The 15,150-nt window shown below is 66.5% G+C and carries 13 protein-coding genes; 6 read left to right on the forward strand and 7 right to left on the reverse strand.

The annotated features are described in order from the left end of the window. Positions 1-26 precede the first annotated feature (26 nt). The 3 genes from CEK29_RS09455 to CEK29_RS09465 are packed head-to-tail and all read right to left on the reverse strand — an operon-like array spanning position 27 to position 2,798. The gene (locus CEK29_RS09455; RefSeq protein WP_094857921.1) at positions 27-1,328 is read right to left on the reverse strand and encodes a TRAP transporter large permease; all 1,302 of its coding nucleotides are present in this window, start codon (positions 1,326-1,328) and stop codon (positions 27-29) included. Then, on the reverse strand, positions 1,321-1,821 hold the full coding sequence (locus CEK29_RS09460; RefSeq protein ID WP_094857922.1) for a TRAP transporter small permease: 501 nt from the start codon (positions 1,819-1,821) through the stop codon (positions 1,321-1,323). Before CEK29_RS09460 ends, CEK29_RS09455 begins: the two co-directional genes overlap by 8 nt. Before the next feature lie 2 nt (positions 1,822-1,823). Further along, entirely contained in the window at positions 1,824-2,798 is a 975-nt protein-coding gene (locus CEK29_RS09465) for a TRAP transporter substrate-binding protein (protein ID WP_094857923.1), read from the reverse strand. Between the two features lie 480 nt (positions 2,799-3,278). Between CEK29_RS09465 and CEK29_RS09470 the strand changes: the two genes are divergently transcribed. Both CEK29_RS09470 and CEK29_RS09475 read left to right on the forward strand, forming a co-directional pair. Continuing rightward, positions 3,279-3,806: a winged helix DNA-binding protein gene (locus tag CEK29_RS09470; protein ID WP_094857924.1), complete on the forward strand. Its 528-nt coding sequence runs from the start codon at positions 3,279-3,281 to the stop codon at positions 3,804-3,806. Between the two features lie 73 nt (positions 3,807-3,879). Further along, positions 3,880-7,512 (forward strand): hydantoinase B/oxoprolinase family protein, encoded by a 3,633-nt coding sequence (locus tag CEK29_RS09475; protein WP_094857925.1) that lies wholly within the window; start codon positions 3,880-3,882, stop codon positions 7,510-7,512. Positions 7,513-7,514: 2 nt separating this feature from the next. Here the strand turns inward: CEK29_RS09475 and CEK29_RS09480 are convergent, their stop codons facing one another. Continuing rightward, positions 7,515-8,534 carry a C45 family autoproteolytic acyltransferase/hydolase gene (locus CEK29_RS09480; RefSeq protein ID WP_094857926.1) on the reverse strand — a complete coding sequence of 340 codons (1,020 nt, stop codon included), beginning with the start codon at positions 8,532-8,534 and terminating at the stop codon, positions 7,515-7,517. 200 nt (positions 8,535-8,734) lie between these two features. Between CEK29_RS09480 and glnH the strand changes: the two genes are divergently transcribed. The 3 genes from glnH (at position 8,735) to glnQ (ending at position 10,952) form a co-directional block, all read left to right on the forward strand. Further along, the gene (glnH, locus tag CEK29_RS09485; protein WP_094857927.1) at positions 8,735-9,487 is read left to right on the forward strand and encodes a glutamine ABC transporter substrate-binding protein GlnH; all 753 of its coding nucleotides are present in this window, start codon (positions 8,735-8,737) and stop codon (positions 9,485-9,487) included. 83 nt (positions 9,488-9,570) lie between these two features. Continuing rightward, the gene (glnP, locus tag CEK29_RS09490) at positions 9,571-10,227 is read left to right on the forward strand and encodes a glutamine ABC transporter permease GlnP (protein ID WP_094857928.1); all 657 of its coding nucleotides are present in this window, start codon (positions 9,571-9,573) and stop codon (positions 10,225-10,227) included. Then, a complete protein-coding gene (glnQ, locus tag CEK29_RS09495; protein ID WP_094857929.1) occupies positions 10,224-10,952 on the forward strand; it encodes a glutamine ABC transporter ATP-binding protein GlnQ in 729 nt (242 codons plus the stop codon). The genes glnP and glnQ overlap by 4 nt, the downstream gene beginning before the upstream one ends. Before the next feature lie 27 nt (positions 10,953-10,979). On the opposite strand, the gene CEK29_RS09500 is transcribed toward glnQ, so the two are convergent. From CEK29_RS09500 to gmk, 3 genes are read right to left on the reverse strand one after another with little or no spacing between them, the layout of a single operon-like run. Continuing rightward, positions 10,980-13,268, reverse strand: a complete 2,289-nt coding sequence (locus CEK29_RS09500; protein ID WP_094799337.1) for a RelA/SpoT family protein — start codon at positions 13,266-13,268, stop codon at positions 10,980-10,982. A 23-nt stretch (positions 13,269-13,291) separates the two neighbouring features. Further along, positions 13,292-13,495, reverse strand: coding sequence for a DNA-directed RNA polymerase subunit omega (rpoZ, locus tag CEK29_RS09505; protein WP_003811126.1), 204 nt, complete (start codon positions 13,493-13,495; stop codon positions 13,292-13,294). A gap of 39 nt (positions 13,496-13,534) precedes the next feature. After that, the gene (gene gmk, locus CEK29_RS09510) at positions 13,535-14,167 is read right to left on the reverse strand and encodes a guanylate kinase (protein ID WP_094799338.1); all 633 of its coding nucleotides are present in this window, start codon (positions 14,165-14,167) and stop codon (positions 13,535-13,537) included. 189 nt (positions 14,168-14,356) lie between these two features. Here gmk and CEK29_RS09515 point away from each other — a divergent pair, with 189 nt between their 5' ends. Then, positions 14,357-15,142, forward strand: a complete 786-nt coding sequence (locus CEK29_RS09515) for an SDR family oxidoreductase (protein WP_249278986.1) — start codon at positions 14,357-14,359, stop codon at positions 15,140-15,142. Positions 15,143-15,150 lie beyond the last annotated feature (8 nt).

The raw sequence follows: 15,150 nt of genomic DNA on the forward strand, positions 1-15,150 counted from the left end.
TGTTCAGCCGAACGGGAAGCAGCGGCTCAGAGCGTCATCTTCGTGGGCAGCCAGGTGGCGATGCCCGGGATGAAGTAGAGCAGCAGCACCGCCACGATCATCAGGAAGAACATCGGCAGGGACACCTTCGCGACGTACGGCAGCTCGCGGCCCGTCATGCCCGAGAGCACGAACAGGTTGAAGCCCACCGGCGGGGTGATCTGCGCCATCTCGACCACGAACACGACGAAGATGCCGAACCAGATCAGGTCGATGCCGGCACTCTGCACGGTGGGCAGCAGCACGCCCATGGTCAGCACCACGATGGAGATGCCATCGAGGAAGCAGCCCAGGATGATGAAGAACACCATCAGCGCCATGATCAAACCGAACTGCGACAGACCGAGCCCGCCGATCCATTCCGCAAGCGCGCGCGGCAGGCCGATATAGCCCATCGCCAGCGTGAGGAACTGCGCTCCCGCCAGGATCAGCGCGATCATGCAGTACAACCGGGTCGCGCCCAGCAGCGACTGCATGAAGGTGCTGCGCGAGAGCGAGCCCTGCAGGCCGGACAGCAGCAATGCGCCGACCACGCCCACGCCGGCCGCCTCGGTGGCGGTGGCGACACCCGCATAAATCGAGCCGAGCACGGCGCCGATCAGCAACATGACCGGGATCAGATGGCGCGATTGCTTGAGCTTCTGGCCGAAGCTCATGCCGGGATCGGCGGCGGGCACTTGCTCCGGATTGCGCAGCGCCCACCAGGCGATGTAGCCCATGAACAGCAGCGCAAGCACGATACCCGGCACGATGCCGGCGATGAAGAGCCGGGCGATCGACACGTCGGCCGCCACCCCGTAGACGATCATGATGATCGAGGGCGGGATGAGCAGGCCCAGCGTGCCGGCGCCCGACAGCGTGCCGAGGATCTTGGACTCGGGATAACCGCGGCGCGTGAGCTCCGGGATGGTCATCTTGCCCACCGTGGCCACGGTGGCCGCCGACGACCCCGACACGGCCGCGAAGATGGCGCAGCCGATGACGTTGGTGTGCAGCAGACGGCCGGGCAGGCGGTTGAGCCAGGGCGCGAGGCCGCGGAACAGGTCTTCGGAGAGCCGGGTGCGGAACAGGATCTCGCCCATCCACAGGAACAGCGGCAGGGCGGTGAGGGTCCAGGACGACGAGGCGCCCCAGATCGTGACGGCCATGGCATCGCCCGCGGGGCGGCTGGAGAAAAGCTCCATGCCGATCCAGGCGGTGCCGGCCAGGGTCAGCCCGACCCACACGCCGCAACCGAGCAGCGCGAAGATCGAGACGACCAGCATCGTGATGACGAAGATTTCACTCATAGGTGTGCTGCGAGGAGGGGGCGGCGTGACCGCGGATGCGGCGGACCAGTTCGTCGACCATCGCAATCAGGAACAGCACGGTGCCGATGGCCATGCTCAGTTGCGGGATCCAGAGGGGCGTGGCGTCGTTGGACGTGGACACGTCGTTGAACGTGTGCGAATCCAGCGTGAGCTTCACGCTGAAGAACGCGAAGGCCGCCGCGAGCAGCACGCCGGCCGCCAGCGCGAAAATGTCGAGGCCGCGGCTGGCGCCGGGCTTGAGCGAATTGAGCAGCAGTGTGACGCGGATGTGTTCGCCATGCTTGAACGTGCTGGCCAGGGACAGGAAGCCCGCGGCGGCCATGAAATAGCCGGCGTAGGCGTCCGTGCCCGGGATGTTCCATTCGAACTGGCGGGCCAGGATGGCCGCCAGTACCGACACCAGCACACCGATGGTGCAAAAGCCGGCCAGCAGGCCGGCGGCACCGTACAGCGTATCGAGAAAGCGGCGCATGCTTACTGCTTCTTGTAGGCCGCGATGATTTGTTCACCTTCGGAGCCGGCCTTCTTGAGCCAGTCGTCGAGCATGCGCTTGCCCACATCGCTCAGACCCTGCTTGAGCTCGGCGGTGGGCTGGATGATTTCCATGCCGTTGGCCTTGAGCTGCTCCTTGTACCACTCGTTCTTCTCGCGCGAGATCTTCCAGCCGCGCTCTTCGGCCTGCGCACCGGCCTTCTTGAGCGCGGTCTGCGTGGCGGGGTCGAGGGCGTCGAAAGCCTTCTTGTTGACGATGATCGCGTTCTTCGGCAGCCAGGCCTGGGTGTCGTAGAACTTCTTGATGTACTCGAAGGTCTTGGTGTCGTAGCCGGTCGAGCCCGACGACATGTACGAGTCGATCACGCCGGTGGCCATGGCTTGCGAGAGCTCGGCCTGTTGCACCGTGACCGGCTGGGCGCCCACGAGCTCGGCGATCTTGGCGGTCACCGGGCTGTACGCGCGCCACTTCAGACCCTTCATGTCGCTGGTCTGCTTGATGTCGCGGTTGGCGAAGATGCCCTGGGGCGGCCAGGCCACCGCGTACAGCAGCATCATGCCCTGCGATTCGAGCTTCTTCTCGAGGAAGGGCTTCTGCGCTTGATAGAGCTTGAACGAGGCGTCGTAACCCGTGGCCAGGAAGGGCAGGCCGTCGAGTTCGTAGATGGGGGCTTCGTTGGCGAAGTTGGTCAGCAGGATTTCGCCGATCTGGGCCTGGTTGCCCTGGACCGCGCGCTTGATCTCCGGCGCCTTGTAGAGCGACGCATTGTTGTGCAGCTGGATCTTGAGCTTGCCGCTCGACAGCTCATCGACTTCCTTGACGAACTGCGTCAGGTTTTCGACGTGCAGGTTGCTGGCCGGATAGGCCGAGGGCAGATCCCATTTGGTCTGAGCGATGGCGCCGGCGGAAAAAGCCAGGCCGATGCTGCCGGCGAGCAATGCGATGCGTTTGAACATAGGGTGGATCCTTCGTGCTGAGACTAGAAGAACCGCTTGCGCGCGAGCCGGCGCGATGGCGGTTTGTTACCAGGAGAGGAGCCGGGCGCCGAACCTGCGCGCGCCGTCGAAAACGCTGCAATTCTATGTTGAGGCCGCGTGCGACAGCGCTGAAAAAACGCTGTTTTGCGGGTAAGTCCTAACGTTGCACGCGCCTCGATGCTTCAGGCATCAACGTTCGACACCGATGCGCGAAATCGGGTGACCCGATGCGAATGGCCGTCCCGCGAACCGCACCGGCGTGCCGCCGCGATGGGCGTTGCCGGGCTCCCGTCCGGCGCATGCCGCACCGCGACGGTGAAGAAACTGGTGCGCGCGCCTCGAACGACCGCGATCGAGGGAAAACCATGAGGCGTTTCCCGGTTTCTGAGTCGTTATTTTGTTGATGAAACGTTGATAAATTATTAGTATTTCGCCATTGAAGGGCTGGCGACGCCAGTCATGCCTGGGAATCACAGCGTGAAAAGCAATCTGATCGCGTCTTCGGCGCACCTGGCCAGCGGGCGCGCGCCCGATCTCTCCGAGGTCGAGTTCGGCCTCATGATCGCGAGCCACGCGTTCGACCGCTGGACGGTGCGCTGCATGGCGGCGGCGGGCCTGCCCGATCTCACGCCGACCGACGTCATGGTCATGCACCACGTCTATCACCGCGAGCGTCCCAAAAAGCTCGCCGACATCTGCTTCACGCTCAACGTCGAAGACACGCACATCGTCAACTACGCGCTCAAGAAGCTCGAGCGGCAGGGCGTGGTGCGGGGCGAGCGCAGCGGCAAAGAAGTGTTCTACAGCGTCACGCCGGAAGGCGCGGCCTATATCGAGCGGTACGCGGCCATCCGCGAGCAATGCCTGATCGACGGCATGGAAGCCGGCGCGGGTCGCGGTCTGGAGTTCACGCGCCAGTTGGCCAACACGCTGCGCGCGCTGTCCGGCCTGTACGATCAGGCCGCGCGGTCGGCGACGTCGCTCTGAAGAATCCGTCGGCCGCCGCCGCGGCGGCCGCGCATGCAGCTGAGCTGCGCTATTCCTACATTCCGAGGGTGTTATGAAGTGGCAATTCTGGGTGGACCGTGGCGGTACGTTCACGGATATCGTGGCGCGTCGCCCCGATGGCAGCATGACGACGGCGAAGATGCTGTCGGAGAATCCCGAGCAATATCGCGACGCGGCCGTCGCGGGCATCCGCAAGCTGCTGGGCATCGCGCCCGGCGAGCCCGTGCCCGCCGAGCAGGTCGAGTGCGTCAAGATGGGCACCACGGTGGCGACCAACGCGCTGCTGGAGCGCAAGGGCGAGCGCACCGTGCTGGTCACCACCCGCGGTTTCCGCGATGCATTGCGCATCGCCTATCAGAATCGCCCGCGTCTCTTCGAGCGTAACGTCCAGCTGCCCGAGCTGCTGTATGAGCGCGTGATCGAGGCCGACGAGCGCGTGGGCGCCGACGGCGCGGTGGTCGCGCCGCTCGACGAGGCCGCGCTGCGCGTCGCCATGCAGGCCACGTACGACGAAGGCGTGCGCGCCATGGCCGTCGTGTTCATGCACGCCTGGCAGTCGCCCGAGCACGAGCAGGCCGCCGCGGCGATCGCGCGCGAGATCGGCTTTACGCAGGTGTCCGTCTCGCACGAGGCCAGCCCGCTGATCAAGTTCGTGTCGCGCGGCGACACGACGGTCGTGGATGCCTATCTGTCGCCGATCCTCAAGCGCTACGTGGATCAGGTGGCGGGCGAGCTGCCCGGCATCCGCCTGATGTTCATGCAATCCAACGGCGGCCTGACCGACGCCCACCGCTTCCGCGGCAAGGACGCCATCCTGTCCGGCCCGGCGGGCGGCATCGTCGGCATGGTGCGCACCAGCGAACTGGCCGGCTTCGAGCGGGTGATCGGCTTCGACATGGGCGGCACCTCCACCGACGTGTCGCATTACGCCGGCGAGTTCGAGCGCGAGTTCGAAACCCAGGTGGCCGGCGTGCGCATGCGCGCGCCCATGATGAGCATCCACACGGTCGCGGCCGGTGGCGGTTCGATTCTGCACTTCGACGGCGCGCGTCTGCGCGTGGGCCCGGATTCGGCCGGCGCCAACCCGGGTCCGGCCTGCTACCGCCGCGGCGGTCCGCTGGCCGTCACCGACTGCAACGTGCTGCTCGGCAAGATCCAGCCCGACTACTTCCCGCGCGTGTTCGGCCCGGGCGCCGACGAAGCGCTCGATCGCGATGCGGTGGCGCGGCAGTTCGAGGCCATGGCCGTCGAAGTGCGCGAGGCCACCGGCCGCGACATGACGCCCGAGCAACTGGCGGAGGGCTTCCTGGAAATCGCGGTGGGCAACATGGCCGAGGCCATCAAGCGCATTTCGGTGCAGCGTGGCCACGACGTGACCGAATACGCGCTGACCACCTTCGGCGGCGCCGGCGGCCAGCATGCCTGCCTGGTGGCCGACGCGCTGGGCATGACCACCGTGTTCGCGCATCCGCTGGGCGGCGTGCTCTCCGCCTATGGCATGGGGCTGGCCGACCAGACCGACATGCGTCAGAAGACGGTCGAGAAGACGCTGTCGGCCGAGCTGCTCGATGAACTCGAGGCGGGCCTGCAGGAGCTGGCCGATCTGGCCGAGGGCGAATTGCGCCGCCAGCACGTGGCCGCGCAGGACATCCGCGTCGTGCGCCGTCTGCATGTGAAGTATCGCGGCACCGATACCGCGCTGGACGTCACGTTCGGCGCGCTCGACGAGATGCGAGCCGCGTTCGAGGCCGCCTATCGCCAGCGCTATTCGTTCCTGATGCCCGGCCGCGAGCTGGTGGTCGAGACCATCTCGGTCGAGGCCACGGGCGGCGGCGAGCAGGCCACCGAAGCGCCGGTCGAGCGCAGCCGCGCCACGCCGCTGTCCGCGCGCGGCCAGGTCCGCATGTACAGCGCGGGCGCCTGGCGCGACACGCCGCTGTATGTGCGCGAGGATCTGGTGCCCGGCGACACGATGCCCGGCCCGGCCATCATCTCCGAGCCCAATCAGACCACGGTGGTCGAGCCGGGCTGGCAGGCCGAAGTCACGGCGCTCGATCACCTCGTGCTCAAGCGGGTGGAAGAGCGCGTGCAGCGCCGCGCCGTCGGCACGCAGGCCGATCCGGTCATGCTCGAGGTGTTCAACAACCTCTTCATGTCGATCGCCGAGCAGATGGGCTATCGTCTGCAGAACACCGCGTACTCGGTCAACATCAAGGAACGCCTGGATTTCTCCTGCGCGATCTTCGACGCCGAGGGCAATCTGATCGCCAATGCGCCGCACATGCCCGTGCATCTGGGCTCGATGGGTGAGTCCATCAAGACGGTGATGAATGCCAATGCCGGCGCGATGCGACCGGGCGACGCCTATGTGGTGAACGATCCGTATCACGGCGGCACGCACCTGCCGGACGTCACGGTCATCACGCCGGTGTTCGACCGCGCGGGCGCAGAGATCCTGTTCTTCGTGGGCTCGCGCGGGCACCACGCGGATATCGGTGGCACGACGCCGGGCTCCATGCCGCCCGATTCGCGCACGGTGGAAGACGAGGGCGTTCTGTTCACCAACTTCCAGCTGGTCAAGAACGGCGAGTTCCGCGATGCCGAGGCGCGCGCGATCCTGGCGTCCGGCCGCTGGCCCGCCCGCAACCCCGACCAGAACATCGCCGACCTGCACGCGCAGATCGCGGCCAACGAGAAGGGCGTGCAGGAGCTGCTGCGCATGTGCGACCACTTCGGTCTGGACGTGGTGCGCGCTTACATGGGTCATGTGCAGGACAACGCCGAGGAGGCGGTGCGCCGCGTGATCTCGGTGCTGAAGGACGGCCGCTACGAGTATCCGCTGGATAACGGCGCGGTGATCAAGGTGAGCGTCAAGGTCGACACCGCCGCTCGCACCGCCGTGGTCGACTTCACCGGCACCTCGCCGCAGCTCGAGAACAACTTCAATGCCCCGGGCGCGATCGCGGTGGCGGCGGTGTTGTATGTGTTTCGCACGCTCGTCGACGACGAGATTCCGCTCAACGCCGGCTGCCTCAAGCCGCTGGAGATCGTGATTCCGGCCGGCTCGATGCTGCGTCCCAACCCGCCGGCGTCGGTGGTGGCGGGCAACGTCGAGACCTCGATGTGCGTCGTCAATGCGCTGTACGGCGCGTTGGGGGTGCTGGCCGCCAGCCAGGGCACGATGAACAACTTCACGTTCGGCAATGCGCGCTACCAGTACTACGAGACCATCTCCGGCGGCACCGGCGCGGGTCCGGTGCGCATCGACGCGACGGGCGCCGATGACCCCGGCTTTGCCGGAACCTCGCTGGTGCAGGCGCACATGACGAACTCGCGTCTGACCGATCCCGAGGTGCTGGAGCTGCGGTTCCCGGTGCGTCTGGAGTCGTACGAGATCCGGCACGGCTCGGGCGGGCGCGGGCGTTATCCGGGCGGCGACGGCGGCGTACGCCGGGTGCGCTTCCTGGAAGACATGACGGCCGCCATCCTGTCGAACAACCGCCGCTTCGCGCCGTTCGGCCTGGCAGGCGGCGAGTCCGCGCAGATGGGCCGCAACTACGTCGAGCGCGCCGACGGTTCCGTGCAGGAGCTCGGGCCGCAGGACAGCGCGCAGTTGAAGGCGGGCGACGTGTTCGTGGTCGAAACCCCGGGCGGCGGCGGCTTCGGTCGGCCGCGGGCCGCGTAGCCCTACAGCACGATCGTCTGCGCCGGCAGCTCCTGACGATCGTGCACCGCCAGCGTTACCTGGCCACCGTCCATGCGAAAGCAGGCGGTGGCCAGCGTGTTTTCGTCGTCCGGATCGTCGGGCGCGCGGCGCAAGATCGGCAACGGCCCGCCGTCATCGTGCAACAACGCAATCAGATCGCTCGGCTGTGCCATGCCGCCCCAGACGTCCAGTGCGCGCTCGGCCTTGTCGTGGCGGGCGCGTGACGAGTCGCTCACGACCTGAGCCTGCCGGGTGCTGCCGGCGTGCACCAGATGATTGGTGTGTACGTAGCCGCGCCCGATTTCCAGCACCGAGCATGCGGCGGGCGCCGCCTCCACGCTGTAGAGCCGCTGATCGTGTGCCGAGCCCAGCAGGTGATGAAAGCCGCCCGCGCGCGGCGCGTCGCGCAGCAGGGTCAGCGCGTCGGGCAGGGTGGCGCAGTCGAGCACGGCGCGCGCCAGCAGCATGCGCGGCACGCCGGCATGGCGCTGGCGGATGCGCAGATTGTTGATGGTCTGGACCAGCCCGGCCCGGTTGGCGGCGAAGGTGTGCCCCGGCAGCGAGCCGGGATAGTAGAAGCTGACGTAGCCCGGCGCGTCGTCGGGCTGCACATCGACCAGCTGGCAGCGGCCGTACAGCCAGGGATCGCCGTCCTCGTTATGCGCGATCCAGCGCACCCCGCCGGCGTCGCGCAGCGCGATCGACGTGCAGCCGTCGGTGGTCTTGTGCAGCAGGTCGCCCCGGCAGTGCCAGAGCAGCACGTCATCGAGCGGCAACCGCAGACCCTCGGCCAGCCCTTCGAGCTCTTCCCAGATCGCGGGCAGGCGCAGCTGCGCCGTGTCGGCCAGGCTTTCGAGATAGGAATGGCCGCGCCACGGGCGCAGCGCCTGCCAGGTACGGCTCTGGTCGAGATACGGTTCCATGATCGGGCGCGCGAGCTTGCCCAGCGCCGCGCCGATCTCACGGCGGGTACCACGGATGGAGACAGGCTTGAACGGCATGGCAGACCTCCGGGTTGTCGATTCATTGTAGGGGCGCCAGGCGGCGTGCGCGTTCGGCCTGAATATTCGTTACAGCATCGCAGGCGCGGCAAGCTGCGCTAAGATCTTCGGAGCCCCTCGGCCCCTGGCTGAACGAGGCGATGCAATCCAGGCGCCGCAGGCGCGGCGTCGCGGACATAACCAGAGTGAGGAGACTTTCCATGTTCAAGCGTAGTGTTGCTGCGTTGTTGCTGGGGTTGTCGACTTCGGTGGCGGGCGTCACGTCCACCGCTCAGGCGCAGGGGCGTGAATTGGTGGTGGCCACCGACACCGCGTTCGTGCCGTTCGAGTTCAAGCAGGGAAGTACCTACACCGGCTTCGATATCGACCTCTGGGAAGCCATCGCCAAGGAGCTCAAGCTCAAGTACAAGCTGCAGCCGATGGACTTCAACGGCATCATCCCGGGCCTGCAAACCAAAAACATCGACGTGGCGCTGGCCGGCATCACGATCCGCGACGACCGCAAAAAGGTCATCGACTTCTCCGATCCCTACTACGAAAGCGGCCTGGCAATCCTCGTCAGCGAGAAAAACACCGATATCAAATCGGCCGCCGATCTGGCCGGCAAGTCGGTCGCCGTCAAGACCGGCACCGCCACGGTCGACTATCTGCGCGCGCAGGTCCCCAAGGCGCAGCTGCGTCTGTTCCCCAACATCGACAACGCCTACCTCGAGCTCGCCACGGGCCGGGTCGACGCCGCCGTGCACGACACGCCCAACGTGCAGTACTACGCCAACACCGCGGGCAAGGGCCGCGTCAAGGTCGCGGGCACCCTGAAGAGCGGCGATTTCTACGGCATCGCCTTTCCCAAGGGCAGTGCGCTCGTGCCGGAGGTCAACAAGGCCCTGGCCACGCTCAAGTCCAACGGCCAGTACGACGCGATCTACACGAAGTGGTTCGGCAAGAAGCCCTGAGCGCAGCGCAACGGTACTGACGGCGCGTCCCGCCGGTCCATCGTGGGCCGGTCGGGGGCCGCCTTCGTTCGAAGGGGACGCTCGTGGAATTCGACTGGTCCGTTATCGAAAATGCCTTGCCCAGCCTGATCGAGGGCACGCGCATGACCGTGTACATCACCACGCTGGGTCTGGTCGGGGGCGCGTTGCTGGGCGCCCTTACCGGCGTCGTGCGAGCCTACGGCAACAGGGCGCTGGGCCTGCTGGCGCTCACCTACGTCGCGGTGATCCGCGGCACGCCGATCGTCGTGCAGGTGATGTTCATCTATTTCGCGCTGCCGCTGATGTTCGACATCCGGGTCGACCCGGTGATGGCCGCGATCGCCACGCTCATGATCAACTCCGGCGCCTACATCGCCGAGATCGTGCGGGGCGCGCTGCTGTCGGTGCACAAGGGGCTGCGCGAGGCAGGGCAGGCCATGGGCCTGCCTTTCTACAAGATCCTGTTCTACATCATCGGGCCCATCGCGTTCCGGCGCATGATCCCGCCGCTCGGCAATCAATGCATCATCAGCCTGAAAGACTCTTCGCTCTTCATCGTGATCGGCGTTGCCGAACTCACGCGCCAGGGGCAGGAGATCATGGCCAGCAACTTCCGCGCGGTCGAGATCTGGTCGGCGGTGGCCATCATCTATCTGATCCTGACCGGCATGATGGCGCTGGGCCTGCGGCTGCTCGAAACCAGGATGCGCATACTATGAGCATGGTCGAGTTCGACAACGTCATCAAGCGCTTCGGCGAGACCACGGTGCTCGACGGGATCTCGCTCGCGATCGACGCGGGCGAGGTCGTGGTGGTGGTCGGGCCCTCGGGGTCGGGCAAGTCCACCTTCCTGCGCTGCATCAATGTGCTGGAGACCATCGACGACGGCGATCTGCGCGTCGACGGCCTCAGCGTGCGGGGCTCGGCGCGCGAGGTGCGCGAGATCCGGCGCGAGGCCGGCATGGTGTTTCAGCAGTTCAATCTGTTCCCACAAATGACCGCCTTGCAGAACGTGATGTTCGGGCCGGTGCACACGCGCGACATGAGCCGCGACGAAGCCCACGAGCTGGCTCTGGATCTGCTGGCCAAGGTGGGGCTGTCAGAGCGGGCGGGGCACTATCCCGCGGAGCTCTCGGGCGGACAGCAGCAGCGCGTGGCCATCGCCCGGGCGCTGGCGATCCGGCCCAAGCTGATGTTGTTCGACGAGCCCACGTCGGCGCTGGACCCCGAGCTGCGGCACGAAGTGCTCAAGGTGATGCGTGACCTGGCCGAAGAGGGCATGACCATGATCGTGGTCACGCACGAAATGGAATTCGCGCGCAAGGTCGGCAGCAGGCTGCTGTTCATCGACGGCGGCAAGATCGCGCACGACGGTGCGCCGGCCGCGCTGTTGAGCGACCCGCCGAGCCAGCGGCTGCGGGACTTTCTGCAGCACGTGAGCTGAGCGAAGCGCGCGAGCGGGGCGACCCGCTCAGCCCTTCACGCGCACGATCTTCTGTACCTGGGGTACGTGGCGGATGGCGCGGATGACCTGGGCCAGGTGCTTGCGGCTGTCGACCTGCACCGTGAGGTGCAGCGAGACCGTGGATACCGCATCGTCGTGCATCGTGACGTGCACGATGTTGGCGTCGGCCGCGGTGACCTCGGCGGCCAGACGGCCGAGCACGCCGCGCTCGTTGCGCGTGACGATGTCCAGGCGCGTGGCCAGGTGCTTGGCGGTGTGGCTGTCCCACGCCACCGTGACCCAGCGCTCGGGCTCACGGGCGCGCTGGCGCGCCGCCACGGGGCAGTCGTCGATATGCACGACCAGGCCGTGGCCCAGACGCATGCCGGCGATGATGGGATCGCCGGGCAGCGGGCCGCAGCACGGAGCCAGCTGCACGGCCTGGCCCTCGTTGCCCTGGATCAGGATGGGCGCGCTGCGGGCCGAGGTGATTTCGTCGACGGCCGCGGCGGTGGTGGCCACCAGCGCGTGCTCCGGCGCGAAGCGGCGCGCCACGACGGCGGCGAGACGCTTGCCCAGGCCGATGTCGGCCAGGATCTCGTCGCGCGACGAGGCACCGCTGCTGCGGGCCAGCTTTTCCCACATCGGATCGTCGGCGGGCGCGAGCGGCAGGTGCAGCTCCTGCAGGGCCTGCGTGAGCAGGCGTTCGCCGAACGCGACCGATTCTTCGTATTTGACCGTGCGCAGGTAATGCCGGATCTCGGAGCGGGCGCGGCCGGTGCGCACGTAGTTGAGCCACTGCGCGTTGGGGCGCGAGGCGGGCGAGGTGATGATCTCGACCGCGTCGCCGCTGTTGAGTTCGGTGCGCAGCGGCACGAACTCGTTGTTGATCTTGGCCGCGACGGCCTGGTTGCCGATGTCGGTGTGGATGGCGTAGGCGAAATCGACCGGCGTAGCTCCGCGCGGCAGCGAGATGATCTTGCCGCGCGGCGTGAAGACATACACCGCGTCCGGGAACAGGTCGACCTTGACGTGCTCGAGGAACTCGCCCGAATCGCCGGTCTGGCTCTGGATGTCGAGCAGCGACTGCAGCCATTGGTGCGTGCGCTTCTGCAGCTCGTTGAGCGTGAGGTCGGCTTCTTTGTAGAGCCAGTGCGAGGCCACGCCTTCTTCGGCGATGTGATGCATGTCGCGCGTGCGGAACTGGAATTCCACCGGCGTGCCATACGGGCCGACCAGCGTCGTGTGCAGCGACTGGTAGCCGTTCACCTTGGGGATGGCGATGTAGTCCTTGAACTTGCCCGGCACCGGCCGGTAAAGCTGATGCAGCGTGCCCAGCGCGAGGTAGCACTCGGGCAGCGTGTGCACGATGACGCGGAACCCGTAGATGTCCAGGACCTCGGAGAAGGTCTTTTTCTGGTCGGCCATCTTGCGATAGATGCCGAACAGCGTTTTTTCGCGGCCCGTGACCTCGGCCTCGATGCCGGCGGCGGGCAGGGCGGCGCGCACGGCGTCCTCGATCTTGCTGATCACTTCGCGGCGGTTGCCGCGCGCGGCCAGCACGGCCTTGTACAGCACCTGATAGCGATTCGGATACATCGCCGCGAAGCACAGATCCTGCAGTTCGCGGAACAGCAGGTTCAGGCCGAGGCGATGCGCGATGGGCGCGTAGATCTCGAGCGTCTCGCGCGCGATGCGGCGGCGCTTCTCGGGATTGACCGCGTCCAGCGTGCGCATGTTGTGCAGGCGGTCGGCCAGCTTGATGAGGATGACGCGCACGTCGCGCGCCATCGCCAGCAGCATCTTGCGAAAGCTCTCGGCCTGCTGCTCGGCCTTGGTGGCGAAATCGAGGCGGTCGAGCTTGGACAAGCCATCGACCAGTTCGGCCACCTCGGGGCTGAAGCGCTCGGCCAGCTCCTGCTTGGTGACGCCCTGGTCTTCGATCACGTCGTGCATGAGGGCGGCCGACAGCGCATTGGCGTCGAGTTTCCAGCCCGCACAGATCTCGGTGACGGCGATCGGATGGGAGATGTAGGGGGCGCCGCTGGCGCGGAACTGGCCCAGGTGGGCCTGATCGGCGAAGCGATACGCCTCGCGCACCCGTTCGACCTCTTTCGGATCGAGGTAGGTGCTGATGATCTCGGTGAGGGGAGCGAGCGAGGCGACCGGCAGCGCGGCCGCCTGTGCGGCCTCTTCAGCCGCCTGCGCCTGGGGCAGGGCCGCGTTTTTTTTCGGGCTGCGCCGGCCCAGTCGAGAGCCGGCGCGCAGCGCCGCGAGCAGTCCTGAAGATGCGTACTTCAGTCCGGGAAAAGCCATGCCTGCCGCCTCCCCGGCCGTGATCAGGTCGGGACTTTACGCAGCATTTCCAGGCCGGTGAGGCCGGAAGCGATTTCGCGCAGCGCGGTCACCGTGGGCTTGTCCTTGCTGTCCAGGCGCGGGGCGTGGCCCTGAGCCAGCTCGCGGGCGCGGTACGTGGCGGCCAGCGTGAGCTTGAAACGATTGGGGATCTGATTCAGACAGTCTTCGACAGTGATACGGGCCATGGAGAAATACCTGATGCTGACGGGTGATAGGGGATCGCTTCAGTGTGCGGCCGGGATGCCGAGTTGTGCGAACAACTGGGAATTTCGGACAGCCTGAGACGAAAAACGTAGCCGTGCGGCGCTGACGATCTGGTTCAGCTCCGCGAGGGCTACGCTAAATTCTTGATTAATAATAACATATTCGCATTCAGGCGCGTGGGCGATTTCGCCCCCCGCCGCCAGCAGGCGGCGCGCGATCACTTGCGGGGCATCCTGGCCGCGCGCCTTCAGGCGCGACTCGAGCTCTTCGATCGAGGGCGGCAGGATGAAAATCCCGATCGCGTCGGGGTAACGCTGGCGCACCTGGCGCGCACCCTGCCAGTCGATCTCGAGCAGGACATCCTGGCCGGCCTTGGTGGCGGCGTCGATCCGGTCGCGCGGCGTGCCATAAAAGTTGCCATGCACCTCGGCCCATTCGAGCAACTGCTGGCCTTCGCGCATCTCGTTGAACGCCTCGGGCGTAACGAAACGATATTCGCGGCCATCCTCTTCACCCGGACGCGGCGCGCGCGTGGTGCAGGAAATCGACAGCACGATGGACGGGTCGCGGTCGAGCAGAGCGCGGACCAGGCTGGATTTGCCGGCGCCACTGGGGGCGACGACCATGAAAACATTGCCGGAGTGAGCGGACATGGAGCGGAAAACACACGGAACGAGAGGCGAAGCATAGCAAATCGGCACGGATCGCGGCGCGCCGGCCCCGTGCGGAAGGCTACGCCAAGGTGTTGCAAGGCTGGAGCAAAATCGTCACCGGCGCTTGCAATGCACCCGCGACCTTTGGGGTAGGATGGCGCGGTTACAAATCTACCGCTGGAGCGATCCGTGAATTCCCAAACGTCTGAAACGCCCGAGATCCCGGTTGCCCGGGTCGCCCTGGTCACTGGCGCGGGGACCGGCATCGGCCGCGCCGTCGCGCTCGAGTTCCTGGCCCAGGGATATCGGGTCGTGCTCGCCGGACGGCGCCGCGAGCCGCTGGACCAGACCCGCATCGCGGCGGGCGAAGATGGCGTGCGGGCGCTGGTGGTGCCCACCGACGTGACGCGCGAAGAATCCGTGCGCGAGCTGTTCGAAACGACGCAGCGCGAGTATGGCCGCCTGGATGTGCTGTTCAACAATGCCGGGCGCGGCGCGCCGGCGGTGCCGATCGAGGATCTGCCGATCGAGACCTGGCGCGAGGTGGTCGATACCAATCTGAACGGCATGTTCTTCTGCGCCCAGGCCGCGATCCGGCTGATGAAGGCCCAGAATCCGCGCGGCGGACGCATCATCAACAACGGCTCGATCTCGGCGCATGCGCCGCGGCCGTATTCGATCGCGTATACGGCCACCAAGCATGCCGTGACCGGCCTCACCAAGTCGATTTCGCTCGACTGCCGTCAGTACGACATCGCCTGCGGTCAGATCGATATCGGCAATGCCGCGACCGACATGACCGAGCGCATGGCCAAGGGGGTGCTCCAGGCCAACGGCACGACCTCGGTCGAGCCGCGCATGGACGTGGCGCACGTGGCGCACGCCGTGGTGGCCATGGCCAAGCTGCCGCTCGACGCCAATGTTCAGTTCATGACCATCATGGCGACCAACATGCCGTTCGTCGGCCGCGGCTGAGCCAGGCC

The sequence above is a fragment of the Bordetella genomosp. 5 genome, from assembly GCF_002261475.1.
Classification (GTDB): domain Bacteria; phylum Pseudomonadota; class Gammaproteobacteria; order Burkholderiales; family Burkholderiaceae_B; genus Bordetella.